Below are 23,815 nucleotides of genomic sequence, written 5' to 3'. Positions count from 1 at the left end.
AAAGTGAGTCAACCGGTGTCCGAAACTCAACACGAACAACCCGTCCAACCGCTTATCGAGCATCTTCTCGAGCTGCGCCGCCGCATGATGTGGATCGTCATCGGTATCGTCGTCTGCTTTTTGGGTATGATGCCGTTTGCCCAGCAGCTCTATACCTTTGTTGCCGAACCATTGATGGCCAATCTGCCTAAAGATACCAGCATGATTGCAACCGATGTGATCGCGCCGTTTTTTGTGCCGGTCAAGGTTACTCTGATGGCGGCATTTCTGCTGTCGTTGCCGCACACGCTGTATCAAGTTTGGGCGTTTGTCGCTCCTGCCTTATACCAAAACGAAAAACGCTTGATTACGCCGCTGGTGTTGTCCAGCGTGACGCTTTTCTTTGTCGGTATGGCGTTTGCCTATTTTTTGGTATTTCCCGTTATTTTCAAATTCTTGGCCGGGGTAACCCCTGTCGGCGTCAATATGGCGACCGATATTGACAAATACCTGTCCTTTATTTTGGGCATGTTTGTTGCATTCGGTACGACGTTTGAAGTTCCCGTTGTTGTGGTGTTGCTTGCAAAAATGGGTATTGTTTCGACTGAACAGCTTAAGAATGCGCGTCCGTATGTGATTGTCGGTGCGTTTGTCGTGGCTGCAATCATCACGCCGCCGGACGTAATTTCTCAAACCCTGCTTGCTGTTCCGCTGATTCTGCTCTATGAAGCAGGTATTTGGTTCAGCCGCTTTATCAAAGCGAAAACGCAGCAGGAAGATGAGGATACACCGCAACCACCGTCAGAAGTTTAAGAATCAAGGCCGTCTGAAGAATTTTTCAGACGGCTTTTGTATCATGGCACTTCAGTTTTTAAGAAAAAGCATGATGAATGTTCGGGGAATCGTACAAAAACGTTACAGCACTAAATTCTTTTGATGTGACTAAAAATTTCGACCGAGGATTTTGCCGAAATCGAAGCAGTAATGCGTAACGGTCCCTTATGCGTCAATGGGCTGGTATTCTGAAGATGATTTTAATACCAAACTGCTGGAATTCCGTTTGGAAAATGAGGTAATTTTTACCAAGGCATAAGCTGAAAATACTTGATTTTAGGTAATTGAAAAAATATTCGTTTCTATTTTATTAAAAAGTATGATGTCAGGCCGTCTGAAAATTAACTACTTTTCAGACGGCCTTTTTATTACCTTTATTTTTTCTTTGCTATCCTTAGTTATCAAGCATCTGGCAAAAGGGTTTTGAAAAAGAGAAGTTTATATTTTGACTAAATCCAGTCGTGTGATTCTGTGTAAAAATGTGTTATCGTATCCATATATATTAAGAAACATTAATAAGTTTGTATTTTTCTTACAGAGAAAGGCTTCAAAATGGATGGTTGGACTCAAACGCTGAGTGCCGGTACTTTGCTCGGTATTGCGGCGGCGGCAATTTTGCTGATTTTGATTTTAATTGTGAAACTGCGCGTTCATGCTTTACTGACGTTGGTATTGGTCAGCCTACTGACTGCTATCGTAACAGGCCTGCCTATGGGCAGTATCGTCAATGATGTGTTGGTCAAAAACTTTGGCGGCACGCTCGGCAGCGTGGCGTTGTTGGTCGGTTTGGGTGCAATGCTTGGCCGTTTGGTGGAAACTTCCGGCGGTGCTCAGTCTTTGGCAGATGCGCTGATTCGGATTTTTGGTGAGAATCGTGCGCCGTTTGCCTTAGGCGTGGCTTCTTTGATTTTCGGTTTTCCGATTTTCTTTGATGCCGGTTTGGTGGTGATGTTGCCGATTGTGTTTGCAACGGCACGCCGCATGAAGCAAACTGTTTTGCCCTATGCGTTGGCATCTATTGGCGCATTTTCCGTCATGCACGTCTTCCTGCCGCCACATCCCGGCCCGATTGCAGCTTCTGAATTTTATGGCGCAAATATTGGTCAACTGCTGATTTTGGGTTTGCCTGTTACCTTGATTACTTGGTATTTCAGCGGCTATTTATTGGGTAAAGTTTTGGGTCGCAGCATTCATGTACCCGTTCCTGATCTGATCAGTGGCGGTACGCAAGATAACGACCAACCGAAAGCGCCTGCAAAAGCATCTACCGTCGTCGGTATTATGCTGATTCCTATGTTGTTGATTTTCTTGAATACCGGTTTGTCTGCTTTGATCAGCGAGAAAATGGTCAGTGCGGAAGAAGGCTGGGTGCAGTTTGCACGAATGCTTGGTTCGACCCCGATTGCTTTGCTGATTTCCGTTTTGGTAGCCCTGTATGTATTGGGTGGCAAACGTGGCGAAAAAGCCAGCGCTTTGGAGAAAACCATCGATGGTGCATTGGGTCCGGTTTGCTCGGTCATTTTGATTACCGGTGCAGGCGGTATGTTCGGCGGTGTGTTGCGTGCTTCCGGTATCGGTAAGGCTTTGGCCGACAGCATGACCCACTTGTATATTCCCGTTATACTGGGCTGTTTCTTAGTGGCTTTGGTTTTGCGTATTGCGCAAGGTTCTGCAACTGTTGCCCTGACTACCGCTGCCGCGTTGATGGCACCGGCCGTTGAGGCGGCAGGTTTCAGCGATTGGCAGATTACTTGCGTGGTATTGGCTACGGCGGCAGGTTCCGTTGGTTGCAGCCACTTTAACGACTCAGGCTTCTGGCTTGTCGGCCGTCTGTTGGATATGGATGTGCCGACGACCTTGAAGACATGGACGGTCAACCAAACACTTATCGCACTCATCGGTTTTGCTTTATCGTCAGTGTTGTTTGTTTTGGTTTAATCGGAAGAATGGGCGGATAGTGTCTTTGAGATAACACAATCCGCCCGTTTTTAAATACCGTTAAAATCTAGATAAACAAGGAGTAGAAAAATGGCGACACATTTTGTCATGATGGGCGTGTGCGGTTGCGGTAAAACCACTGCCGCACTCTCGTTGCAAAAATATCTTGATCAATGTCCCTATGCCGAAGGCGATGATTTTCATACCCAAGCCAACCGCGATAAGATGGGTGCCGGTATTCCGTTGACAGATGAAGACCGTTACCCATGGCTGGGCAATTTGCGTGATTGGATGACGGAGCAGGCAAAAAACGGGGAAAAATATTCTATCGTTACTTGTTCCGCACTCAAGCATCACTATCGCGATATTCTGCGTGGTGCGGAAGGGAAGGTGGCTTTTATCCATCTGACTCCGCCTCAAGCAATTAATCTTGAGCGTATGCTGTCGCGTCAGGGGCACTATATGAAAGCCGGAATGCTGGATTCGCAGCTGGAGATTTTGGAAGAGCTGGGTACGGATGAGTACGGTGTCAAAATCGATAATCCGGGTTCGCCTGAAGCCGTTGAGGCAGATATTGTGAACTGGGTGAAAGCGCAAGGCTTGATTCAGTAATGATCAGAAATGGAAAGGCCGTCTGAAAGATTTCAGACGGCCTTTTTTGATGGGATTTAGAATGTTTTTTGCGAGTCAAGCAATAAGGTAACCGGCCCGTCATTGCAAAGGGAAACCTGCATATGGGTTTGGAATCTGCCGGTTTCGACAGTCAATCCATGTTCGCGTAGAAGTTGTGCGGTGTATTGATAAAGCTTATCGGCTTGTTCTGCGGGCGCGGCATTGGAGAAAGATGGGCGGCGGCCGCTACGCGCATCGGCGTAAAGGGTAAACTGGGAAACCAGCAATATCGAGCCGCCGACATCTTTGAGCGATAAATTTAATTTGCCGTTTTCATCTTCAAAGATACGCAGGTTGGCGGTTTTATCCGCAATGTATTTGGCGTCCGCTTCTGTATCGGTATGTGTAACGCCGAGCAATATCATAAATCCGTTGTTGATTTCGCCGCAGGTTTCTCGGGAATCTTCGGACAAAACGTCAACTTTGGCTTGGGTAACTTTTTGAATGACAGCACGCATAATGTTTTGTGAATACAAGGAGTTGTAGAAAAAGGGCGCAAGATACGCCCTCTGGGTTCAAATATGGTTTCAGACGGCCTGAAACCATTGAATCAATTTACGGATTAATGCCGTTTTCTTTCAAGATACGTTCGATCTGATTCTCGACTTTTTGTCGTTTAACGGCTTGGGCAAGCTGATTGCGCACCAGTTCGAAAGGTTTTGCTTTAGGATCGCGTTCTACTGCACTGAGTTTAAACAGATAAAAACGGTTTTCTATTTGAATCGGCTCATGCGCTACATCGCCTCGGTTCAAGTCGGCAAAAGCGGTAGCCAGTTGAGGAGGAAGCTGCTGTGGAGAGATGAAGCCATCAAATTCTTGCTCTGGGTTGGGATAGCGTTTCATCAGTTCTTCAAATGACAAGCCTTTGAGCAACAGTTCTTGCGCGGCTCGTACTTCGTCGGCTGAAGCAAAGCTGACTTGTTGCAGCTTGATAATGCGTGTTTGCTGGTCGTAGAAACGGCGCAACTCGGCATCGTCAACTGCGGTTTGACGTTCTAGATAAGCAGCGTATTGGTTAGCATAGAACTCAGCTTCAACGTTTTTGAATTGATTCTGTACTTCCGCATCTTTGTCCAAACCAGCTTTGAAGGCTTCATTTTTCAAGACTTCCAAAGTCTGCAAGCGTGTAACCACATCTTTGCGGATTGCCTGACCATCGGGTTTGGCAGTTTGGTTGGGATGCTGGTCGGCCTGTCTCAATACTTCGGCAACCATGCTGTCGATGCGGGCGGGATCGATATCAGGTGCTTTGGCGGTTGCCAAACCGATCGTCGACAGGGCGAGGATAGCCAAAACGGCAGTTTTGGGCTTGATGTTCATGTGAGTTCCTTTTGCCCGCCGCTATCACGGCGGGCACGTTATATTATTTGTTGACTTTGATGCTGGCTTTTTTCAGCAATGATTGAATGGCCGCATCAACACGGGCTGCCTGTAAGTCGCTGCCAATCTCGTTTTTAGCGGTTTCGTAAGAAGGTACGGTAACGTTGCGACGGTCATTGACATAGAAAACGGCATACAAATTACCGTTTTGCAGCGGCGTTTTAGTGTGCGCACCTTTTTTCAGGTCTTTGACAGCAGCGTAAAGCGGAGGAGCTGATTCTTGCAAATCTTTAAGCGGAACATAAGCTTTAGGGATGCCGCCGGCTTTTTTGGCCGCTTCGTCAATTGAGTATTGGTTCAATACCGAAACAAAGCTTTTTTTCGCGTCCAAATCGGCAATGGCTTTTTGGGCATTGCTGCTGCTGTCGGTTAAGATTTCGCCCAGTTGGACTTCCTGAGTACCTTTATAGAAGTTGCTGAAGTCGTTGTAAGCGGCTTTGACATCTTTTTCTTGGACAGGATATTGACGGACGATATGCGCCGCGAAGGCTTGGCCTAACAAATCATTTTCGAAAACTGCCCATTCGGTTTTGAATGTGGCTTTTTTATCTGCGCCTTGCTTGGCGGCATCGGCACGCGCTTGCTCCAATGCAGCTTTGAATTCAGCGCTTTGATCCAGTTTTAATTTTTTGGCTTCTTGGGTAACAACAGTGCTGATAACTTGGCGTTCAGTCAGCATTTGACGCAATTCAGGAGTGTCTTGAACGTTCGGGTTGCTGGCGCGTACGGAAGCAACTTGGTCATCGATAACGCTGCTGTCGATGGCTTGACCGTTGACGGTAACCAAAGTTTGGGCAAACAGGGTGCCGGAAGTCAGGGCAAGCATCAAGGTTGAAGCAAAGTAGGTTTTTTTCATCGTATTTCTCTTTTAAATTAATGATTGGAAATGAATTAATGATTAGAAATCAAAGTTTGAGTAGTAATCTTAATGGAAGTATTCGTCCGGCGTGGCCGCTTTGATACTGAGTGCATGAATCAGGCCGTCTGAAAACAAGTCTTGCAAAAGCTGCTTAATCATACGTTGCCGCTGGAGGCGGCCGATATTTTCAAATACGTTGCTGACCACCACTATAGCGTAATGCCCACCGCCTTTATTGCCGGCATGGCCGGCGTGCAGGTGGCTTTCATCTTCAAAATCGAAGAACTCAGGCTCAAGCGCCTGCAGGCGTTCCTCGATAATTTGACGCATATTGCTCATTTGAATACGGCTTTAAAGGGTTTAATCAATACTTCTGCGTATACGCCGGCATCGACGTAAGGGTCTTGTTCAGCCCATTCTTGTGCAGCGTCCAAAGATTCAAATTGAGCCACGATCAGGCTGCCGGAAACGCGTTCCGGATTATCTGGTAAAGGATTGGGGCCTGCAGTCAGCAGACGGCCTTGCGCTTTCAATTCTTCTAAGCGTGCTAAATGAGCAGGGCGTGCTGCCATGCGTGCTTCGTGGACATCTTCGGCATCAGTGGCCAAAAGCATAAAATATTCCATTATTGATCCTCCTTAGATTGGAAACGCATCAGATACATGCCCTGTGCGATAGAAAAAATGATTGTGAAACCCAATGTTCCGAACAATTTGTAATTGACCCATTGGTCTGGAAAATACGTAAAGACAAAGAGATTGGCAGCCCCCATAAAAATCAGGAAGCCAATCCATGCATAAGTCAGGCGTGTCCATACAAAATCAGGAAGCTGCATTTCTTTACCCATCACGGCTTTTAGCCCGTTTTTACCGGCAAGATGACTAAACAGCATGACAATCGCGCCGATCCAAAACAGAACGGTCGGTTTCCACATGATGAAGCGGTTGTCTTTCAGTAAAATCGTTGCACCGCCAAAAAAGACAATCAAAATCAGGCTGATCCATTGCATGGTGTCCAGCTTGCGGTGTTTCCAAAAGGTCAGCGCAGCTTGGGCTATGCCGACTACAACCGCAACAGTCGTTGCGGCAATCATGTCTTTGGTGATGATGTATGTGATGAAAAATAAGAATACGGCGAATAAGTCGCTCAAAACCTTCATATGTTAATGATGAAACTAATTGAGTAAATGCTAATCATACAGGGAGATGTGTTTTTTTGCACCTTCCCTCATGACTTTAATGTCGCATATATTTATATAAAATATTTGTTTTGGGTCGGAGAAATTTGTAAAAAAGAAACACAAGCATGCAAAAGTAATAGATTTACCAAGGAATTTCAGGCTGAATGGCCTGTATTGCTTGGCAGGAATGGGTTAAAAATATATCATGACGTAATATCTAGTAAATATATGGTTAAATGCGCGCACATTGGTCAGTACCATAATTTCCGAACAGGGGATCAGTTTTGAAAAAACATCACAATATTAAATTAATTACAGCTTCTATCGCTTTAATGACATCGCTCGGTGCTTCAGCAGGTTTGGGCGGCTTGAATGTCCAATCTCATCTGGGCGAACCTTTTACAGGCAGTATTACCGTAACAGGCGAGGAAGCCCAGGCTCTGCTTAACGGCGGCAAGGCCACTATTTCAAATGGCAATTTGCGCGCGGTGGTACGCAAATCAGGCGATAAGGCAGTCGTTACCATCCGCTCTTCTAAAGCCATCAAAGATCCTGTTTTGGTTTTCCAAGTAGGTGTCGGCGCGCAATCGCGTGAATACACTGCTATTATCGATCCGGCCGGATATGATTCTAAAGATGCTGCATCTGTTCGTACCCGTCCGGCTACTGAATCTCAATCCTCCGAGCCGATACGCAATGCCCAACAGCCTGCAACTAAAAACAATAAAGCAGCAGGTAATCAGATAGCTCAAGCGCGTAAGGATGTGCAGCGTAAGGCTGAGAAAAAACAAGTTCAGACGGCCTCTGCTAAAAACGACACAGCTGCACGTTCAGGCAGACAGCATTTGGTGCGTACAGGTGAAACCCTGATCGCCATTGCGTCGAGCATCCGTCCGCAAGGTATGACTTTGGATCAAACCATCCAGGCTTTGGTAAATGCCAACCCGGATGTGTTTATCGATAATAATGCTAACCGTATGTTGGCAGGTAAGGTGCTGAATATTCCAAACCGTAGCGAATTGCAACGTTTGGCTGCTTCTGCTCCTGTTAAAACCAATACAGCAGTAGAGAAAGGCAATGAAATCGCCAATGCAACAGAAGCTAAAACAGAAAAACCTGTTGTTCAGCCTGAGGCTCAAACTGAAGCTCAGGTCAAAGATGCTGGCGTAAATACACAGCAACAGGAAGAAGTGAAACAAGCTTCAGCTGAACAAACAGAACAAGCAGCATCTGCGGCGGTTAATGAAAATGCCGCATCGACTGTTCCTACGTCCGATATTCAAGAAGCTATGGCTTCTGATGCTCAAGAGAACGTAGTGGCTTCTGAGCCTGTTGCAACCACTGATTCTGTCGCAGAGCAAACAGAAAGCGAATCAGACGGCAATTTATGGAAATGGTTATTGGCAGGCGGTGCAGCCCTTATTGCTGCTTGGTTGTTGTTGAAAGCTGCCGGTAAACGTAAAGACGAGCCGGAAGCGGCACCTGTAAGCCGTAAGGATGAAGAGAAGGCTGTACAGAAAAATGTTGCCGCTTCAGCTGCTGCGGTTGCTGCAACTAAAGTAACGCCGTCTGAAAAAACTCAAGACGGTTTGTTTATCGAAGATGATTTTGAAGATGATGTGGTTATCAATGAGGTAGAAGAATCTTCCAATATTGATGATGTCAAACTTGATTTGGGTAAGATTGACAATAGTCAGGCAGGTATTCTTTCAGGTGCAGTAACGCATGATGTTGAGACAGAGCAACGTCGCCATGCTGATTGGGATAATATCGAATCAACGGAAAGCGTGTACGAGCCTGAACCAGAAAATCCGTATCAGCCAGTATCTGTTGTTATGCCTGAACGTAAAGAAGAGCAGGCAAATGCATTTGCTGAGTTTGATTTGGCGGCAGAGAAAAAAGTCTCCGAGTCAAGAAATGAAGAGCCACTCGAGTTTACGGTAGAAACCCCTGAAGCTTCAGACGGTCATGCGTTGCCATTCGAGGTCAAGCAAGATCAAGACTTGCAAATTCAAGAAACCAAAGAAGAAGTAGAGAAAGAAGAAGCTGCTTCTGAGTTTGTGATTGAAGAAGGTGCATTGGAATGGGGAGCTGAAGATGTTTCAGTAGCCGCCGATAAAAGCAATAGTGAAAGGGGCTTTGTTTCAGAATCAGTCGGAATAACTGCACCGTTTGAAGCTAAATATGATTTGGCTAAGATGTACATCGAAATCGGTGATCCTGAAGCAGCTCGAGAAACATTGCAAGGGCTGATTGAAGAGGCTGAAGGCGATATTCTGCATAAAGCCCAAAAACTGATGAAAGAACTTGGCGCATAAGTGCCAGTAAAATGAAGATGCCGTTTCAGACGGCATCTTTTTTATGGTAAATTAAAAAGCAAGATTTTGGCTGAGTCTATTGTCAGTTGGGTAAGATTTCAGCTTTATATGATGGTTGAAGATGAAGGCCGTCTGAAAGACATAATGGAGGCGTGTGTTGATCACGCCTTTTTAATATTTGTTGCTTAAGCGTAGGCAACAATATCAATTTACAAGAAGTATAAGAAATGACTGAACAAGCAAATACAACAGGGCATCTGATGCAGCGTTGGGCTTTGACCCTCTCTTATGATGGAAGCCGTTTTTATGGTTGGCAAAAACAGGCCGGAGATTTGCCGACTGTTCAGACGGCCTTGGAGCAGGCATTGTCTTCAATAGCAGGGGAGCAAATTAATACTATTGTTGCGGGAAGGACGGATACGGGTGTGCATGCAACTGCCCAGGTAGTGCATTTTGATACATCAGTAAGCCGTCCGGAGCAAGCATGGGTGCGGGGAGTCAATGCACATTTGCCTGATGGTGTTGCTGTGTTGATTGCGCAAAAAGTTGCACCTCATTTTCATGCCCGATTTGATGCTTATGGCCGCCATTATCGTTATTTATTGGAATCTTCACCGGTTCGTTCTCCATTATTAGTTGGCAGAGTAGGATGGACGCATTTGAAATTAGATTTAAATCTGATGAGGCAGGCTGCTGTCTTGTTGGAGGGGGAACATGACTTTTCTAGCTTTCGAGCGGCCGAATGTCAGGCGAAATCCCCTATAAAGACACTATATAGTACAAAGATTAGTGGAACTTCTCGCTATCTGTGCCTTGATTTGCATGGGAATGCATTCTTACATCATATGGTACGCAATATTATGGGGGCATTGGTGTATGTGGGTAGTGGCAGAATCAGTGTAAATGAGTTTGAGTCGGTCTTTCATGCCAAAAGTAGATTGAAGGCTCCGCCAACTTTTATGTCAGATGGCCTGTATTTAACAGGTGTTGACTATCCTGATGAGTTTGGGGTAACGCAACTATCTTTGCCCGAGTGGATGAGCGTTCTAGGTAATGATTTTCAGACGGCCTGACTGCGGATTGTTGGTATAAAAGCAACAAAATAGCGTGATTGATGTGTAAACTGATAAAGTGTTGTAAAAATGCAAATCTTGATTTTGAAGAAATTTATCATTGATTTTAAATAATAAATTTCCATTTTTGGGGTTGTCTCTGCCTTTGTTTGGTTTCTACAGTAGTGGGGGGAAATTGAATAAAGTTTGTTTTTTTAGAAAGGAACAATTATAGTGACAGTCATGGAATCGCTGATTCCAGCGATAAAGTAAGCCTAAGCGGATTGTCCGGTCTGCTTAAGTTATTTCTTCACAATAGAAAAGGAATACAGCAATGAAAAAATCTCTGATTGCTCTGACTTTGGCAGCTCTGCCTGTTGCAGCTATGGCTGATGTGACTCTGTACGGTCAAATCAAAGCCGGCGTGGATATTTCTAAAGTAAAAACTGGAAAATTTAGTAAAGTTCAGGAAGGTAAGAAAACTGCTACTGAAATCGCTGATTACGGTTCTCGCATCGGTTTCAAAGGTCACGAACACTTGGGTAGCAACTTGAATGCTATCTGGCAAGTTGAACAAAAAACTTCTATCGCCGGTACTGACTCTGGTTTTGCTAACCGTGAATCTTTCTTGGGCTTGGAAGGTGGTTTCGGTAAAGTTCGTGCCGGTAACTTGAATACTGCTCTGAACGACAGCAGCGACAGCTTCGATCCTTGGGAGTCTGGTGCAGCTAACGAAGACGCTCTGCAACTGGGTAAAATCAAACGTGTAGATGATCGTAAAGTATCTGTACGTTACGATACTCCTGTATTGGGTGGTTTCAGCGCAAGTGTACAATACCAACCTCGCGACAATGCTAACCCTGGCGATAAATACAATCACGCTAAGAAAAGCCGCGATTCTTACGGCTTGGGCTTGAACTATGAAAACTCTGGTTTCTTTGGTCGCTATGCTGGTTCTTATGCTAAACGTGCATCTTTGGATGATAAACACTTAAATGCGTTCAGCCACAACACTGCCCTAACTGCTGATATTTATAAAGATCATCAAGCTCACCGTCTGACTGCTGGTTACGATGCTAACAACCTGATGGTTGCTGTTGTAGGTCAATATGAAGGCTTTAAAAAAGATGCTGCTAATGCTAAGAAAAACGAACGTACTGAAGTTGGTGCAACTGCTGCATACCGCTTCGGTAACGTGACTCCTCGTGTTTCTTACGCTCACGGCTTCAAAGTTAAAGAAGAAGGCGTGAAACAAAAGAACAGCGCTTACAACCAAGTTATCGTTGGTGCTGACTACGATTTCTCTAAACGGACTTCTGCCCTGTTGTCAGCCGGTTGGTTGAAAGAAGGCAAAGGCGACAACAAATACGAGAAAACTGCTGGTACTGTTGGCCTGCGTCACAAATTCTAATCTTACTTAAGATTAGTCTGAAAAAGAGCCTGTTTTATACAGGCTCTTTTTGTTTTTGTAAGAAATGTATTTTGTCATTGCAGGGGCAGGTTAAAGTATTTTCGATATTCGTTTTCAGACGACCTATGGAAATTTAAGTCAGGTTATATTCTATTTAATATATGCTAAATGAAATTTCAGAAATTGTTTTGAGTATTATTATAAATAAGTTAATAATATAGGGATGATTCTTGGATTGAGTTGATTTTCCTATGTTTCATGCCTAATAATAAAAGGTTCATCTAATGTAGTTCTAAAGTATTATTAGTATGTAGAATCTGGTTTTAAGATTTGTAAATTTGATTTTAATCAAATTATTGCTGATAGATGATTCATATAATATCAGTGTTTAGAGTATCGATATATCGGGAATAGCCATGTCCTGCCTTGAAGTAAAGTGTTTAAGTGGCATTTGGAAACGAATCCTTATGCTGTTCGCTGTATTTTTCATGATGATGGTAAACCTGCCTGCTTACGCGGAACGCTTGCCTGATTTCTTGGCAAAAGTTCAGCCGTCTGAAATTTTCCCAGGTGCTGACCGCTACGGTAAGCCTGAAGGTAAGCCCTTAGTTGCTCGCGTGTACAAGGGTGAAGAGCAGCTTGGCTTGGTTTATATCACGACTGACGTGGTCAATACGCGCGGTTATTCGAGCAAACCGATCGATACAATGGTTGCCTTGGCCAATGATGGCACTATTGCCGGCGCAAAATTGGTTGAACACCATGAGCCGATTATGTTGATCGGTATCCCGCAATCCCGTGTCGATAAATTCATTGACAAATATATCGGCTTAAATTTTATTAAAAACCCGCCTCAACCAGGTGTTGCACCAGGGGATATTATTAGTGGTGCGACTGTAACCCTGATGGTCATCAATGACAGTATTCAGCGCTCTGTTAAAGCAGTAATCCATCAATATCATTTGGGTACAGATAAAGCAGTCGAACAGTCTGCCGAGCCTGCCGTTCAAACCCGTCCGCGTCGTGTTGCCAATCAAGACAAACAAGATATCCTGTCATGGAATGCGCTTTTGGAACAAAAAGCCGTCGGTCATCTGCATATTTCTATCGACGAAATCAATAAACTGTTTGAGAAAAGCGGTAAGGCAGGTGTGGCAGATCATGCGGAGCAGGGCGATGGTAATGATACATTTATTGATCTGTATGTTGCCTTGGTCAGCCAACCTTCCATCGGTAAAAGCCTTTTAGGTGAAGCCGGTTGGAACAACCTGCAAAAACGTTTGAAACCTGGCCAAGAAGCCGTGATGGTGGCCGGCGAGGGTCGCTACTCTTGGAAAGGTTCGGGTTATGTCCGCGGCGGTATCTTTGACCGTATTGAAATGATTCAAGGCGATACCAGCTTCCGCTTTACCGATGCGCAACATGAACGTGTAGTTGCTTTATCCGCCGAAGGTGCGCCTGCATTTAAAGAAGTTTCTTGGTTCACTATCCCCGAAGGTGTGGAATTTGATGGTGCTGAACCATGGCGTTTGCAATTGATGATTCAACGCGTATTGAGCGTAAATGATAAGGCATTTGTAACTGCCGATTTGGATTATGAATTGCCAAAAGGCTACTACGTTGACGATCCTAAAGCACCGCCGGTTGAAATTAGTGCACCGGTTGAGCCGGTGGCTGTGGCAGCCTCTGCTCCGGAGGAAAGTACAGGTATTGCAGAAGATGCAACGGCTGAGGAAGGCGTATCCAACCAACTTTGGAAACAGGTTTGGAAAGCCAAACAAGGTCAAATCGTGGTTGTCGGTATTGCTTTGACAATTCTTCTGTTGGTATTCCTGTTCCAAGATTGGATTGTCCGTTACGAAAAATGGTATGACCGATTCCGTCTTTGTTTCCTGACCTTTACGCTGTTTTATATCGGCTGGTATGCTCAGGCACAATTATCGGTAGTGAATACTTTGACGTTGTTCTCAGCCGTTTTGACTGAGTTCCACTGGGAATTTTTCCTGATGGATCCGCTGGTATTCATTCTGTGGCTCTTTACAGCGGCGACCATGCTGTTGTGGAACCGCGGTACATTCTGTGGATGGCTGTGCCCTTTCGGTGCATTGCAAGAGTTAACCAACCGTATCGCTAAAAAATTGGGTCTGAAACAAATTACAGTGCCACACTTGTTGCATACCCGTCTGAGTGCGATTAAATATGTAATTTTCTTCGCTTTGCTGGCAATTTCCCTGTACGATTTGGGTACGGCTGAAAAATTTGCTGAAATTGAGCCTTTCAAAACTGCAATTATTTTGAAATTCATGCGTGAATGGTGGTTTGTTCTGTTCGCCGCCGCTTTGCTGATTGCAGGCTTGTTCATCGAACGTTTCTTCTGCCGTTATCTGTGTCCTTTGGGTGCAGGTATTGCATTGCCGGGCCGCTTCCGTGTGTTTGATTGGCTGCGCCGTTATAAAATGTGCGGTAACCCATGCCAGATTTGTACACACGAATGCCCAGTACAGGCAATCGCACCTGAAGGCGACATTCATCCGAACGAATGTATCCAATGTCTGCATTGTCAGGTAATGTATCATCACGATACGCGTTGTCCCCAAGTAGTGGCAACGAATAAGAAAAAACAAAAACAAGCGGCGGCAAAAGCTGAACAGCATGATGCTGCAGCGACGCAAAATGCCCAAGAACAAGTCGTCCAGTTTGTTAAAAAAGAATCGGCAATCAGTGTCGATAAGTAGTAATTTATCAATAAAAAAGAGGGCTGTATCGGCAGCCCGACTTAGAAAATTTTTTATCGGCAGGCCGTCTGAAAAATCGGCCGCCGGATTTTATCCAAGGAGTGTCGTATGTCAGACGAAAAATTAGAACAAAACGGCTTAAGCCGTCGTTCATTCTTAGGTACTGCCGCTGCTTCCGGTGCAGGTATTGCCGGTGCCGGTTTGTTGGGCTTGGCCGGTTGCTCTAACGGCGAGGGTGATAAAGCTGCTGCTTCCGGTGCTGCACCTGCCGAAAAAGCCGCTGCTCATTCTGCCGAACCGGGCAAACAAACTTCCGAAGTCGGTCCGGGCGAACTTGACCAATACTACGGTTTCTTGTCAGGCGGTCAATCAGGCGAAATGCGCTTGATCGGCGTACCTTCTATGCGTGAGTTGATGCGTATCCCTGTGTTCAATATGGACAGCGCTACCGGTTGGGGTCGTACCAACGAGAGCCTGCGTATTTTGAATGAAAAAATTACGCCGGAAACCCGTAAATTCCTGCAAGACAGCGGTCTGCGCTGCTACCCTAACGGCGACTTGCACCACCCGCACTTGTCTTTTACCGATCAAACTTACGACGGCCGCTATGCATATGCCAACGATAAAGCAAACAACCGCGTTTGCCGTATCCGCTTGGATGTGATGAAAACCGATAAAATCGTTGAAATTCCAAACGTTTCAGGTGTTCACGGTCTGCGTCCTCAACGCTATCCGAAAACTGGCTACGTATTTGCCAACGGTGAGCATATCGTTCCTGTTGACGGCGTAGGCAAATGGGATGATCCTAAAACTTGGAATGCCGTTTATACTGCAGTTGACGGCGAAACCATGGACATCGCATGGCAAGTATTGGTAGACGGTAACTTGGATAATGGCGATGCCGACTACCAAGGTAAATACTCTTTCTCTACCTGCTATAACTCTGAGCGCGCTCTGACTGTACAAGGTGCATCTTCCAACGAACAAGACTGGTGTGTGGTATTTAACCTGGCCGCTATCGAAGAAGGCATCAAAAAAGGCGACTTCAAAGAAGTTAACGGCGTGAAAATGTTGGACGGTCGTGCGGAAGCCAACTCTCCATACACTCGTTACATCCCGGTTCCTAACTCTCCTCACGGCTGTAATGCAAGCCCTGACGGCAAATACATCATGCTCAACGGTAAACTGTCTCCAACCGTTACCGTATTGGATGTCAGCAAACTGGATGACTTGTTTGCAGGTAAAATCAAAGAGCGCGATGTTGTCGTAGCCGAGCCTCAACTGGGTCTTGGCCCATTACACACTGCATTTGACGGTCGCGGCAATGCCTATACTACATTGTTTATCGACAGCCAAATGGTGAAATGGAACATCGACGATGCGATTAAAGCCTATAAAGGCGAGAAAATCGATCCGATCAAACAAAAACTCGACGTTCACTATCAACCTGGCCACAACCACACTACTATGGGCGAAACCAAAGAAGCCGACGGTAAATGGTTGGTATCTTTGAACAAGTTCTCTAAAGACCGCTTCTTGAATGCCGGTCCTTTGAAACCTGAGTGTGACCAATTGATCGACATCTCCGGCGACGAAATGCGTCTGGTGCATGACAATCCGACTTTTGCCGAACCACACGACTTGTGCTTGGTTGCCGCGTCTAAAGTGAACCCAAGCAAAACTTGGGACCGCAAAGACCCATGGTTCTGGCAAGAAGCTTTGGAACAAGCCCAAAAAGACGGTGTTGAGCTGGAAAAAGCTGCCAAAGTCGTACGTGAAGGCAACAAAGTACGCGTGTACATGACTGCCGTTGCGCCTGCTTACAGCGTTCCTCAATTTGAAGTGAACCAAGGCGACGAAGTTACCGTATATGTAACCAACGTTGAGACCATTGAAGACTTGACTCACGGCTTTACTTTGGAAGGTTACGGTATCGCTATGGAGATTGGCCCGCAAGCGACATCTTCTGTAACCTTCAAGGCTGTCCGTCCAGGTGTACACTGGTACTACTGCCAATGGTTCTGCCACGCATTGCACATGGAAATGTCTGGCCAAATGATTGTTAAACCAAAATAATTTCGGTTTGATGATTTAATTCTTCAGGCCGTCTGAAAAAACATTCTTTCAGACGGCCTTTATAGCAAAGTTGTTTGTCGGCCGATATGGCCACAAAATGAAAGCCATCATCAGACAGCTTTGCTATAACACTAAAATACCTGTTTCCGCATCAGTTTATCATGCGGCAAGCAGGCCGTCTGAAACAGAGATATGATTATGACGCACACACAAATCCATCGTTCCAAATGGCAACGTGCCGCACTCGTATTGCTGCTTGGCAGCATGGTTCAGACGGCCTTTGCCGCAGTCATCAACGTATCCGCACAAGACAATCTCAATGATGCTTTGGCGCGCGCCCAAGCCGGCGATACGCTCAAGCTTGCCTCCGGTACATACAAGACCAAACTCTATATTGACAAACCGATTACTATTGAAGGCCCTGCCGACCGTTCCGCCAAGATTGTCGGCGACCGGAGCGGGAGGACGGTTGCCGTTCATGCGTCTGATGTAACTTTGCGCAATCTGACTATTTCCCATTCCGGCATGAGTTTGCCGGCAATGGATGCCGGTATCTATTTAGAAGAGACGGCAACGCACGCGCTGGTGGAGCATAACAACATCATCGACAATTCCGTCGGCGTGTATATTCACGGTGCGGCAGAATCCATGGTGCGGGAAAATAAAATCATCGGCGATGCAACCCTGCGCGTCAACGAACGCGGCAACGGCGTAACCGTCTGGAATGCGCCCGGTGCGCAAGTGATCGATAACGATATTTCCAAAGGCCGTGACGGTATTTTTTCAAATACCAGTACCCATAATACCTACAAAGGCAACCGCTTTAGCGACTTGCGCTTTGCCGTCCATTATATGTACACCAATGACAGCGAAGTCAGCAACAATATCTCCGTCGGCAACAACATGGGTTATGTGCTGATGTTTTCCGAACGCCTGAAAGTGTATGGCAACATTGCCGTTGGCAGCCGCGACCAAGGCATTATGCTCAACTACGTCAATTATTCCGAAATTCACGATAATGTGATCAACAAGGCAGGCAAATGCGTGTTTGCCTACAATGCCAACTACAATAAAATTTTCGACAATCATTTTGAAAACTGTCAAATCGGTATTCACTTTACCGCGGCCATTGAAGGCACAAGCCTGTTCAATAATTCGTTTATCAACAACGAAAGCCAAGTCAAATACGTCAGCACCCGTTTCCTTGATTGGGGCGAGGGTGGTCGCGGCAACTATTGGAGCGATAACAGCGCCTTTGACCTTGACGGCGACGGTTTCGGCGACAGTGCCTACCGTCCTAACGGGATTATCGACCAAATCATCTGGCGCGCACCCGTCGCCCGGTTATTGATGAACAGCCCTGCCATCAGCATTGTCAAATGGGCGCAATCGCAATTTCCCGCCATCCTGCCTGGCGGCGTAATTGACAGCAAGCCTTTGATGAACCCCGTCCGCAATAAAACGACAACCAAATACGAAGCCATGAAGGACGAATTGCTGCATGAAGCAAAAACGCACCAATCCGAATGGGGTAATGCCGAAAATGGTGCGCTGACAGGCGGAAATGCCAATATGTAACCTTTCAGACGGCCCGATATCAAAGGCCGTCTGAAACATTCACTAGAGGAATATCCATGAACGGTACCAACCACGTTGAATTAAGAAACGTGACCAAGCAGTTTGGCAGCCAAAAGGCCGTCAACCAAGTCGATCTGGTTCTCAAGGCTGGCGAAAGCGTCGGCATGGCAGGACACAACGGTGCAGGTAAATCTACCATTATGAAGCTGATACTCGGTCTGATTACGCCGACCGAGGGCGAAGTGATGCTTTTGGGAGAGCCAACCGGCAGTAAAGCAGGGGCGCAGCGTCGCAGCCAAATCGGTTACCTGCCTGAAACGGTTGCATTGCACCCTTCATTGACCGGTATCGAAACCATGGATTTCTATGCCAAACTTAAAAAACAGCCCCTGAGTAAAAACCGCGAATTGCTCGAGCGTGTCGGCATTTCCCAGGCCGCACGCCGCCGCGTCGGCACTTACTCTAAAGGTATGCGTCAACGCCTCGCTTTGGCACAAGCCTTGTTGGGGGAGCCTAAAGTTTTATTGTTTGACGAGCCGACTACCGGCCTTGATCCGGCTTCGCGTCAAATGTTTTACGAAGTTGTGCGCGAACTCAATGGGCGAGGCGCAACCGTATTGCTCAGCACCCACGCACTGGCCGAGCTTGACGGCCACGCCGACCGCATCATCGTCATGAAAAACGGCGTGAAAGTTGCCGACGGCAGCATGGATGAGTTGCATATTCAAAGCGGTCTGCCGCTGACCGTCAACGTCCGCTTGAAAGAAGCGCGCCCGTTGAGCGAGCGTTGGCATCCGCTTTCAGACGGCCTGTCATACCAAGCGCAATGTAAAGCAGAAGAGCGCATGGCTCTTTTGAGTGAATTGGGTGATTTGGGCAGTCTTGCCTACATCGATATCCACACACCTACACTTGATGATATGTACGCGCAATTCTTGAAGAGGGAAGACGTATGAACCCCGTTTGGATTATTACCGGCAAAGAAGTCCGCGACAGCCTGCGCAACCGTTGGGTACTCGCCGCCGCGCTCCTGCTTGCCGCATTGGCACTGTCATTAGGCTTTCTCGGCAGCTCGCCTACCGGTTCGGTCAAGGTTGATCCCTTGACGGTAACCGTAGTCAGCCTGTCCAGCCTGTCTATTTTCCTGATTCCGCTGATTGCGATGTTGCTCTCTTATGATGCACTGATCGGCGAAATAGAGCGCGGTACAATGGCGTTGCTGCTAAGTTACCCCATCTCGCGCAACCAAATCCTTGCCGGTAAATTTATCGGCCACCTCATCATTCTTGCCCTTGCTACCACGGCAGGCTACGGATTGGCAGGTATTACCCTTCAGCTTGCCAACGGCGGTTTTGATATTGCCGCATGGCAGCCTTTCGCCCTTTTGATTGCTGCCAGCGTGATTCTTGGCGCAGCCTTTTTGTCCATGGGCTATTTGATCAGCGCAAAAGTTAAAGAACGCGGTACCGCCGCCGGTATCGCCATCGGCGTATGGCTGTTTTTTGTCGTTATTTTCGATATGGCGCTTTTGGGTGTTTTGGTTGCCGATACCGAACAAGTCATTACCGCGCCTGTAGTGGAAACCGTTCTTTTGTTCAACCCCGCAGACATTTATCGCCTGCTGAACCTGACGGGTTACGAAAATACAGCCATGTATGCCGGCATGGCAGGTTTGAGCGAACAAATCAGCCTGAGTATGCCTGTTTTGCTGACGGCTCAGGTATTATGGGTTATCATTCCTTTGATTTTAGCCGCCTGGATTTTCGGAAAGCGACAAATATGAGAAAAATATTATTGACAACCTTCACACTCATCGCATTGGCAGCCTGCAGCAAGCAGGACAACAGCCCTCCGCCTGCGCCCCAACAAATCAGCGACAGCGCAGTGGGTCATTACTGCAGCATGAATTTGACTGAACACAACGGCCCTAAAGCGCAAATCTTCTTGAACGGCAAACCTGACAAACCGGTTTGGTTTTCCACCATCAAGCAGATGTTCGGCTACACCAAGCTGCCTGAAGAGCCGAAAGGCATTCATATCATCTATGTTACCGATATGGGTAAAGTCAAAGATTGGGAAAAACCCAATGCCGATACTGAATGGATAGATGCGAAAAAGGCCTATTACGTTATCGAAAGCAGCTTTATCGGCGGCATGGGTGCGGAAGATGCACTTCCGTTTGCCGACAAGGCTCAGGCTGAAAAATTCGCCAAAGAAAAAGGCGGCAGAGTTGTCGGTTTCGCAGAGATGCCCGACGAATATATTTTCAAATAAAACAACCAATAAAGGCCGTCTGAAACAGTTTCAGACGGCCTTTGTGTTGGAAGCTGCCGATTGCTGATTTAATGAATGCGGCTTTCAATATAAAGATAAAAAATCTAAGGAATACTTTATGTCCACCCCTTTAACGCGCCGCCGTTTCATTGCTATCGCCGCCACACTTGCCGCCGGTGTCGGCATTCCTTTTGCCATCAGCCGCAAAACCAATCAGCCGACTCGTCCGGCCAGCCCAAATCAAGAAGAGCAGCCAGTTATTTGGAGAGGCATTGCATTGGGTTCGGGCGCGGAGTTGCGTTTGTTCGGCGTTGGGCGCAGGCAGGCGGAGATACTGATCAACAAAGTATTGGCAGAAGTTTCACGGTTGGAAAAAATCTTCAGCCTGTATCGGGACGACAGCCTGATCAGCCGTTTAAACCGAGAAGGCCGTCTGAAAAATCCGCCATCCGATTTTTTACAGCTGCTCAGTATCAGCCGAGATATCCATCAGCTGACGCAAGGTGCATTTGATCCTAGCATTCAGCCTTTGTGGAATCTGTATGCCGATCATTTCAGGCGAAACCCAAAAACCGAAACGCCACCATCTGAGCGCAGTATCAAAGACACGCTCAAATTAGTGGATTTCAACAAAGTCGATTTTGATACCAAAGAAATCCGTTTTGCCCAAAAAGGCATGGGCTTGTCGCTTAACGGCATTGCCCAAGGCTATATCACCGACAAAGTAGCTGAATTGTTGAAGCAGCAAGGCGTTTCTCAGGCATTGATTGATATGGGGGAGATTTACGGCTTTGATAATGCCAACCAGCGCGAGTGGAATGTCAGCATCCGCAATCCTGACCAAGAAGACCAAATCCTGACCACCATTGCCATGAAAAATCAAGCGTTTGCCACATCGGGCGGCTATGGCACGGTAATGGACGAGGCAGGCAAATTTACCCATCTGTTTGACCCGCGCACAGGCGGAAGCCAGCCGCGCTATAAAAGCATGAGCGTTATGGCGGAAAGTGCGGCAGTTGCCGATGCTTTTTCTACCGCATTTTCTATTATGGATGAAGCGGCCATCCGAGCAGCGGCCCAAGTTAAAAAGGCACAGGTTTGGCTGGTGATGCCGAATAATGAATTGAAGAAGATTTGAGATTGAGAAAAAGAATGGTTTTGCCAGTTGGTTTGAATATATGAATAAGGAAAAGTCTAAGATATTGAAATAATGAAATATAAAAAAAGAAGGGCTGCCCAAGGGCAACCCTGAAACTCTTGCAGCTGGGAGTAATTAGCAAGAGATTACGACACTTAAAACAAAAATTCACTCATTTCAAAGCACGAAGCTTTAATATCTAAGCAAAACGGTATTTCGACCGCTCAAACCCCTTCGATACGGAGAAACACAACATATATGGGAAAATCCGACAAAGTGGTTTGAAGCAATTCAGATGAACGGTCTGTAATGCAGATAACCGGATGTCTTTAGATGAGCGGTATAATATCAGGATAAGCGGAACATTACTAGTGAATATTATAAAAAAGTAGAATAATTCATTTAGTGATTGATTCTATTGAATAAAAACATGATTTCTTATTGAACTTTTTTACAACATATTGATTTGGTTTAAAAAGGGAATTATGTAAGTATTTGGCGTTAATCAAGAAACTTGTTTTGAGCTTTGGGAATAGATAATTAATAGAAAAAGGCCGTCTGAATGTTCAGACGGCCTTTTTTCAAAAAGTTACTTATTTGGTTGCAGAAGCAGTAGAAGCAGCTTCGGCTTGAGCACCTGCAGCTGCGTTTTCACCCCATGCAGCAGGATATTTGTAACCGGCAAAGCGTTTTTGTGAGTAAGCTTTGAACTCGTCAGAGTTGTAGGCTTCGGTTACATCTTTCAGCCATTGGCTGTCTTTGTCGGCAGTGCGGACGGCAGACCAGTTAACGTAGGCAAAGCTTGGCTCTTGGAACAGGGCTTCGGTCAGTTTCATGCCGCTGCTCATGGCGTAGTTGCCGTTAACGATGGCAAAGTCAACGTCGGCACGGCTGCGCGGCAGTTGGGCGGCTTCAAGTTCTACGATTTGGATGTTTTTTGGGTTTTCGGCAATATCGTTTTTAGAAGCAGTCAACGGATCAACGTTGGCTTTCAGTTTAATCCAGCCCAATTCGTTCAACATAACCAATGCACGGGCAAAGTTGGATGGGTCGTTAGGTGCAGAAACGCTGACGCCGTCTTTTACTTCGTCCAAAGATTTCAGTTTGCCAGGGTACAGACCCAAAGGTGCGGTCGGTACTTGGAAGGCTTCAATGATGTCGAGTTTGTGTTCTTTTTTGAAGTCGTCCAGATAAGGTTTGTGTTGGAAGATGTTGATGTCCAATTCGCCTTCAGCCAAAGCAAGGTTAGGGCGCACATAGTCGGTGAACTCGATCAGTTTGACTTTATAGCCTTTTTTCTCCAAAGCCGGTTGGATTTGGTCTTTAACCATATCGCCGAAGTCACCGACGGTTGTACCGAAGACGATTTCTTTTTTCTCTGCGCCGTTGTCGGCAGAAGAAGCGGCAGAAGCAGCAGGTGCGCTGTCTTTTTGACCGCCGCAGGCAGCCAATACGATGGCCAGCGCAGCAGCAGAAAGGGTTTTGAAGAATGGGTTGATTCGCATAATTTTGCTCCAGATGGATGATAAAACGGTTTCAGACGGCCTCAAGCTGCCGCTGTCAAAAAAAGAGGGATTGTAAATCTATTTTGGAAATATGAGGATGTTTTTTGTAAATTTATTTGGAATATATATCTTAATATGTTCTAAACAGATAACAGGCCGTCTGAAAAATAGTAAGTCCATTTCAGACGGCCTGTTTGCTTAACGCTTGTCCAGTTTGCGCGCCAATCTGTTGCCGATACCTTGAATCAGGATAACGAGTAAAACCAGGATGGCAACGATGAAGATGATGACTTCCATTTGATAGCGGTAGTAGCCGTAACGGATGGCAAGGTCGCCCAAGCCGCCGCCGCCAATCATACCTGCCGCCGCGCTGTACGACAGAAGGCCGATAGCCAGTACGGTAATGCTGGAAACCATACCTGCGCGCGCTTCATTCAAAAGCACTTTGCAGATGATGCTCATGGGGGAAGCACCCATTGAGGAGGCTGCCTCAATCACGCCTCTGGGTACTTCGCGCAGGTTTTGCTCGACCAGACGGGCGAAGTAGAACAGGCCGGATACGCTCAATACCAATGAGGCGGCAACCGGGCCGATGGTCGTACCGATGATGGCGCGTGTAACAGGAATCATGGCAATCATCAGGATGACGAAAGGGAATGCGCGCATTAGGTTGACCAGGTTGTCCAAAAACAAATTCAGCTGTTTGTTGTAGTGCAACTGATGGCTAGATGTAACAAACAGCAATACGCCCAAAATCGTACCGAAGATAACGGCAAAAGTAGTTGATAGTCCGACCATAATAAAGGTTTCGCCCAAGGCTTGGATAATTTCGCCCTTCATGCTGACGATGGTCTCAACAGCACTTTCAAATGTTAAATCTGCCATA

Annotated in this window: 21 protein-coding genes; 13 read left to right on the top strand and 8 right to left on the bottom strand. The window is 46.4% G+C overall.

The annotated features are described in order from the left end of the window. The first annotated feature begins 15 nt into the window (after positions 1–15). The 3 genes from tatC to ACTHTY_RS09500 all read left to right on the top strand — a co-directional run bounded on the left by tatC (position 16) and on the right by ACTHTY_RS09500 (position 3,363). Complete coding sequence (tatC, locus tag ACTHTY_RS09510) at positions 16–792, top strand: twin-arginine translocase subunit TatC (RefSeq protein WP_440367392.1); 777 nt, start codon at positions 16–18, stop codon at positions 790–792. Positions 793–1,365: 573 nt separating this feature from the next. Beyond that, positions 1,366–2,751, top strand: coding sequence for a GntP family permease (locus ACTHTY_RS09505; RefSeq protein ID WP_440367391.1), 1,386 nt, complete (start codon positions 1,366–1,368; stop codon positions 2,749–2,751). Between the two features lie 90 nt (positions 2,752–2,841). After that, the gene (locus ACTHTY_RS09500) at positions 2,842–3,363 is read left to right on the top strand and encodes a gluconokinase, GntK/IdnK-type (RefSeq protein ID WP_440367389.1); all 522 of its coding nucleotides are present in this window, start codon (positions 2,842–2,844) and stop codon (positions 3,361–3,363) included. 56 nt (positions 3,364–3,419) lie between these two features. Here the strand turns inward: ACTHTY_RS09500 and dtd are convergent, their stop codons facing one another. From dtd to ACTHTY_RS09470, 6 genes are all read right to left on the bottom strand, one after another. Beyond that, on the bottom strand, positions 3,420–3,881 hold the full coding sequence (gene dtd / locus ACTHTY_RS09495; RefSeq protein ID WP_049331178.1) for a D-aminoacyl-tRNA deacylase: 462 nt from the start codon (positions 3,879–3,881) through the stop codon (positions 3,420–3,422). A gap of 97 nt (positions 3,882–3,978) precedes the next feature. After that, entirely contained in the window at positions 3,979–4,743 is a 765-nt protein-coding gene (locus ACTHTY_RS09490) for a peptidyl-prolyl cis-trans isomerase (RefSeq protein WP_440367388.1), read from the bottom strand. A 43-nt stretch (positions 4,744–4,786) separates the two neighbouring features. Beyond that, positions 4,787–5,659 (bottom strand): peptidylprolyl isomerase, encoded by an 873-nt coding sequence (locus ACTHTY_RS09485; protein ID WP_440367386.1) that lies wholly within the window; start codon positions 5,657–5,659, stop codon positions 4,787–4,789. A gap of 69 nt (positions 5,660–5,728) precedes the next feature. Further along, a complete protein-coding gene (locus ACTHTY_RS09480) occupies positions 5,729–6,001 on the bottom strand; it encodes a BolA family protein (protein ID WP_440367384.1) in 273 nt (90 codons plus the stop codon). Further along, positions 5,998–6,288, bottom strand: a complete 291-nt coding sequence (locus ACTHTY_RS09475; RefSeq protein WP_004519663.1) for a YciI family protein — start codon at positions 6,286–6,288, stop codon at positions 5,998–6,000. The genes ACTHTY_RS09480 and ACTHTY_RS09475 overlap by 4 nt, the downstream gene beginning before the upstream one ends. Continuing rightward, on the bottom strand, positions 6,288–6,821 hold the full coding sequence (locus ACTHTY_RS09470) for a septation protein A (protein WP_440367382.1): 534 nt from the start codon (positions 6,819–6,821) through the stop codon (positions 6,288–6,290). Before ACTHTY_RS09470 ends, ACTHTY_RS09475 begins: the two co-directional genes overlap by 1 nt. A 353-nt stretch (positions 6,822–7,174) precedes the next feature. On the opposite strand from ACTHTY_RS09470, the gene ACTHTY_RS09465 reads away from it, so the two are divergent. The 10 genes from ACTHTY_RS09465 to ACTHTY_RS09420 all read left to right on the top strand — a co-directional run bounded on the left by ACTHTY_RS09465 (position 7,175) and on the right by ACTHTY_RS09420 (position 21,424). After that, positions 7,175–9,160 carry a FimV/HubP family polar landmark protein gene (locus tag ACTHTY_RS09465; protein WP_440367442.1) on the top strand — a complete coding sequence of 662 codons (1,986 nt, stop codon included), beginning with the start codon at positions 7,175–7,177 and terminating at the stop codon, positions 9,158–9,160. A 227-nt stretch (positions 9,161–9,387) separates the two neighbouring features. Continuing rightward, on the top strand, positions 9,388–10,233 hold the full coding sequence (truA, locus tag ACTHTY_RS09460; protein WP_440367381.1) for a tRNA pseudouridine(38-40) synthase TruA: 846 nt from the start codon (positions 9,388–9,390) through the stop codon (positions 10,231–10,233). Positions 10,234–10,546: 313 nt separating this feature from the next. After that, positions 10,547–11,623, top strand: a complete 1,077-nt coding sequence (gene porB / locus ACTHTY_RS09455) for a trimeric porin PorB (RefSeq protein WP_440367379.1) — start codon at positions 10,547–10,549, stop codon at positions 11,621–11,623. 467 nt (positions 11,624–12,090) lie between these two features. Next, complete coding sequence (locus tag ACTHTY_RS09450; protein ID WP_440367378.1) at positions 12,091–14,358, top strand: 4Fe-4S binding protein; 2,268 nt, start codon at positions 12,091–12,093, stop codon at positions 14,356–14,358. A gap of 108 nt (positions 14,359–14,466) precedes the next feature. Beyond that, positions 14,467–16,434: a TAT-dependent nitrous-oxide reductase gene (nosZ, locus tag ACTHTY_RS09445; protein WP_036493194.1), complete on the top strand. Its 1,968-nt coding sequence runs from the start codon at positions 14,467–14,469 to the stop codon at positions 16,432–16,434. Positions 16,435–16,632: 198 nt separating this feature from the next. Further along, positions 16,633–18,012, top strand: a complete 1,380-nt coding sequence (locus ACTHTY_RS09440) for a nitrous oxide reductase family maturation protein NosD (RefSeq protein ID WP_440367375.1) — start codon at positions 16,633–16,635, stop codon at positions 18,010–18,012. 56 nt (positions 18,013–18,068) lie between these two features. Next, complete coding sequence (locus ACTHTY_RS09435) at positions 18,069–18,968, top strand: ABC transporter ATP-binding protein (RefSeq protein ID WP_440367373.1); 900 nt, start codon at positions 18,069–18,071, stop codon at positions 18,966–18,968. Next, positions 18,965–19,795, top strand: a complete 831-nt coding sequence (locus ACTHTY_RS09430) for an ABC transporter permease (protein ID WP_036493197.1) — start codon at positions 18,965–18,967, stop codon at positions 19,793–19,795. The genes ACTHTY_RS09435 and ACTHTY_RS09430 overlap by 4 nt, the downstream gene beginning before the upstream one ends. Continuing rightward, on the top strand, positions 19,792–20,286 hold the full coding sequence (locus ACTHTY_RS09425) for a nitrous oxide reductase accessory protein NosL (RefSeq protein ID WP_371492227.1): 495 nt from the start codon (positions 19,792–19,794) through the stop codon (positions 20,284–20,286). Before ACTHTY_RS09430 ends, ACTHTY_RS09425 begins: the two co-directional genes overlap by 4 nt. Positions 20,287–20,404: 118 nt before the next feature. Beyond that, the gene (locus tag ACTHTY_RS09420) at positions 20,405–21,424 is read left to right on the top strand and encodes an FAD:protein FMN transferase (protein WP_440367372.1); all 1,020 of its coding nucleotides are present in this window, start codon (positions 20,405–20,407) and stop codon (positions 21,422–21,424) included. Positions 21,425–22,017: 593 nt separating this feature from the next. On the opposite strand, the gene ACTHTY_RS09415 is transcribed toward ACTHTY_RS09420, so the two are convergent. Together ACTHTY_RS09415 and ACTHTY_RS09410 are read right to left on the bottom strand one after the other, a co-directional pair. Beyond that, complete coding sequence (locus tag ACTHTY_RS09415; RefSeq protein WP_440367370.1) at positions 22,018–22,929, bottom strand: MetQ/NlpA family ABC transporter substrate-binding protein; 912 nt, start codon at positions 22,927–22,929, stop codon at positions 22,018–22,020. Between the two features lie 198 nt (positions 22,930–23,127). Further along, positions 23,128–23,814, bottom strand: coding sequence for a methionine ABC transporter permease (locus tag ACTHTY_RS09410; protein ID WP_440367368.1), 687 nt, complete (start codon positions 23,812–23,814; stop codon positions 23,128–23,130). Between the last annotated feature and the right edge of the window lies 1 nt (position 23,815).

It is taken from the genome of Neisseria sp. P0019.S002 (assembly GCF_051957155.1).
Taxonomy (GTDB): Bacteria; Pseudomonadota; Gammaproteobacteria; order Burkholderiales; family Neisseriaceae; genus Neisseria; species Neisseria perflava.
This window is presented reverse-complemented; position numbering and strand designations above follow the sequence as displayed.

Coding starts and splice junctions, on each gene's coding strand:
- ACTHTY_RS09415 (WP_440367370.1), bottom strand. CDS start 22,929: ATGCGAATCAACCCATTCTTCAAAACCCTTTCTGCTGCTGCGCTGGCC.
- dtd (WP_049331178.1), bottom strand. CDS start 3,881: ATGCGTGCTGTCATTCAAAAAGTTACCCAAGCCAAAGTTGACGTTTTG.
- ACTHTY_RS09450 (WP_440367378.1), top strand. CDS start 12,091: ATGCTGTTCGCTGTATTTTTCATGATGATGGTAAACCTGCCTGCTTAC.
- ACTHTY_RS09505 (WP_440367391.1), top strand. CDS start 1,366: ATGGATGGTTGGACTCAAACGCTGAGTGCCGGTACTTTGCTCGGTATT.
- nosZ (WP_036493194.1), top strand. CDS start 14,467: ATGTCAGACGAAAAATTAGAACAAAACGGCTTAAGCCGTCGTTCATTC.
- ACTHTY_RS09485 (WP_440367386.1), bottom strand. CDS start 5,659: ATGAAAAAAACCTACTTTGCTTCAACCTTGATGCTTGCCCTGACTTCC.
- ACTHTY_RS09480 (WP_440367384.1), bottom strand. CDS start 6,001: ATGAGCAATATGCGTCAAATTATCGAGGAACGCCTGCAGGCGCTTGAG.
- ACTHTY_RS09410 (WP_440367368.1), bottom strand. CDS start 23,814: ATGGCAGATTTAACATTTGAAAGTGCTGTTGAGACCATCGTCAGCATG.
- ACTHTY_RS09425 (WP_371492227.1), top strand. CDS start 19,792: ATGAGAAAAATATTATTGACAACCTTCACACTCATCGCATTGGCAGCC.
- truA (WP_440367381.1), top strand. CDS start 9,388: ATGACTGAACAAGCAAATACAACAGGGCATCTGATGCAGCGTTGGGCT.
- ACTHTY_RS09470 (WP_440367382.1), bottom strand. CDS start 6,821: ATGAAGGTTTTGAGCGACTTATTCGCCGTATTCTTATTTTTCATCACA.
- ACTHTY_RS09440 (WP_440367375.1), top strand. CDS start 16,633: ATGACGCACACACAAATCCATCGTTCCAAATGGCAACGTGCCGCACTC.
- ACTHTY_RS09430 (WP_036493197.1), top strand. CDS start 18,965: ATGAACCCCGTTTGGATTATTACCGGCAAAGAAGTCCGCGACAGCCTG.
- ACTHTY_RS09420 (WP_440367372.1), top strand. CDS start 20,405: ATGTCCACCCCTTTAACGCGCCGCCGTTTCATTGCTATCGCCGCCACA.
- ACTHTY_RS09500 (WP_440367389.1), top strand. CDS start 2,842: ATGGCGACACATTTTGTCATGATGGGCGTGTGCGGTTGCGGTAAAACC.
- ACTHTY_RS09475 (WP_004519663.1), bottom strand. CDS start 6,288: ATGGAATATTTTATGCTTTTGGCCACTGATGCCGAAGATGTCCACGAA.
- ACTHTY_RS09465 (WP_440367442.1), top strand. CDS start 7,175: ATGACATCGCTCGGTGCTTCAGCAGGTTTGGGCGGCTTGAATGTCCAA.
- porB (WP_440367379.1), top strand. CDS start 10,547: ATGAAAAAATCTCTGATTGCTCTGACTTTGGCAGCTCTGCCTGTTGCA.
- ACTHTY_RS09490 (WP_440367388.1), bottom strand. CDS start 4,743: ATGAACATCAAGCCCAAAACTGCCGTTTTGGCTATCCTCGCCCTGTCG.
- ACTHTY_RS09435 (WP_440367373.1), top strand. CDS start 18,069: ATGAACGGTACCAACCACGTTGAATTAAGAAACGTGACCAAGCAGTTT.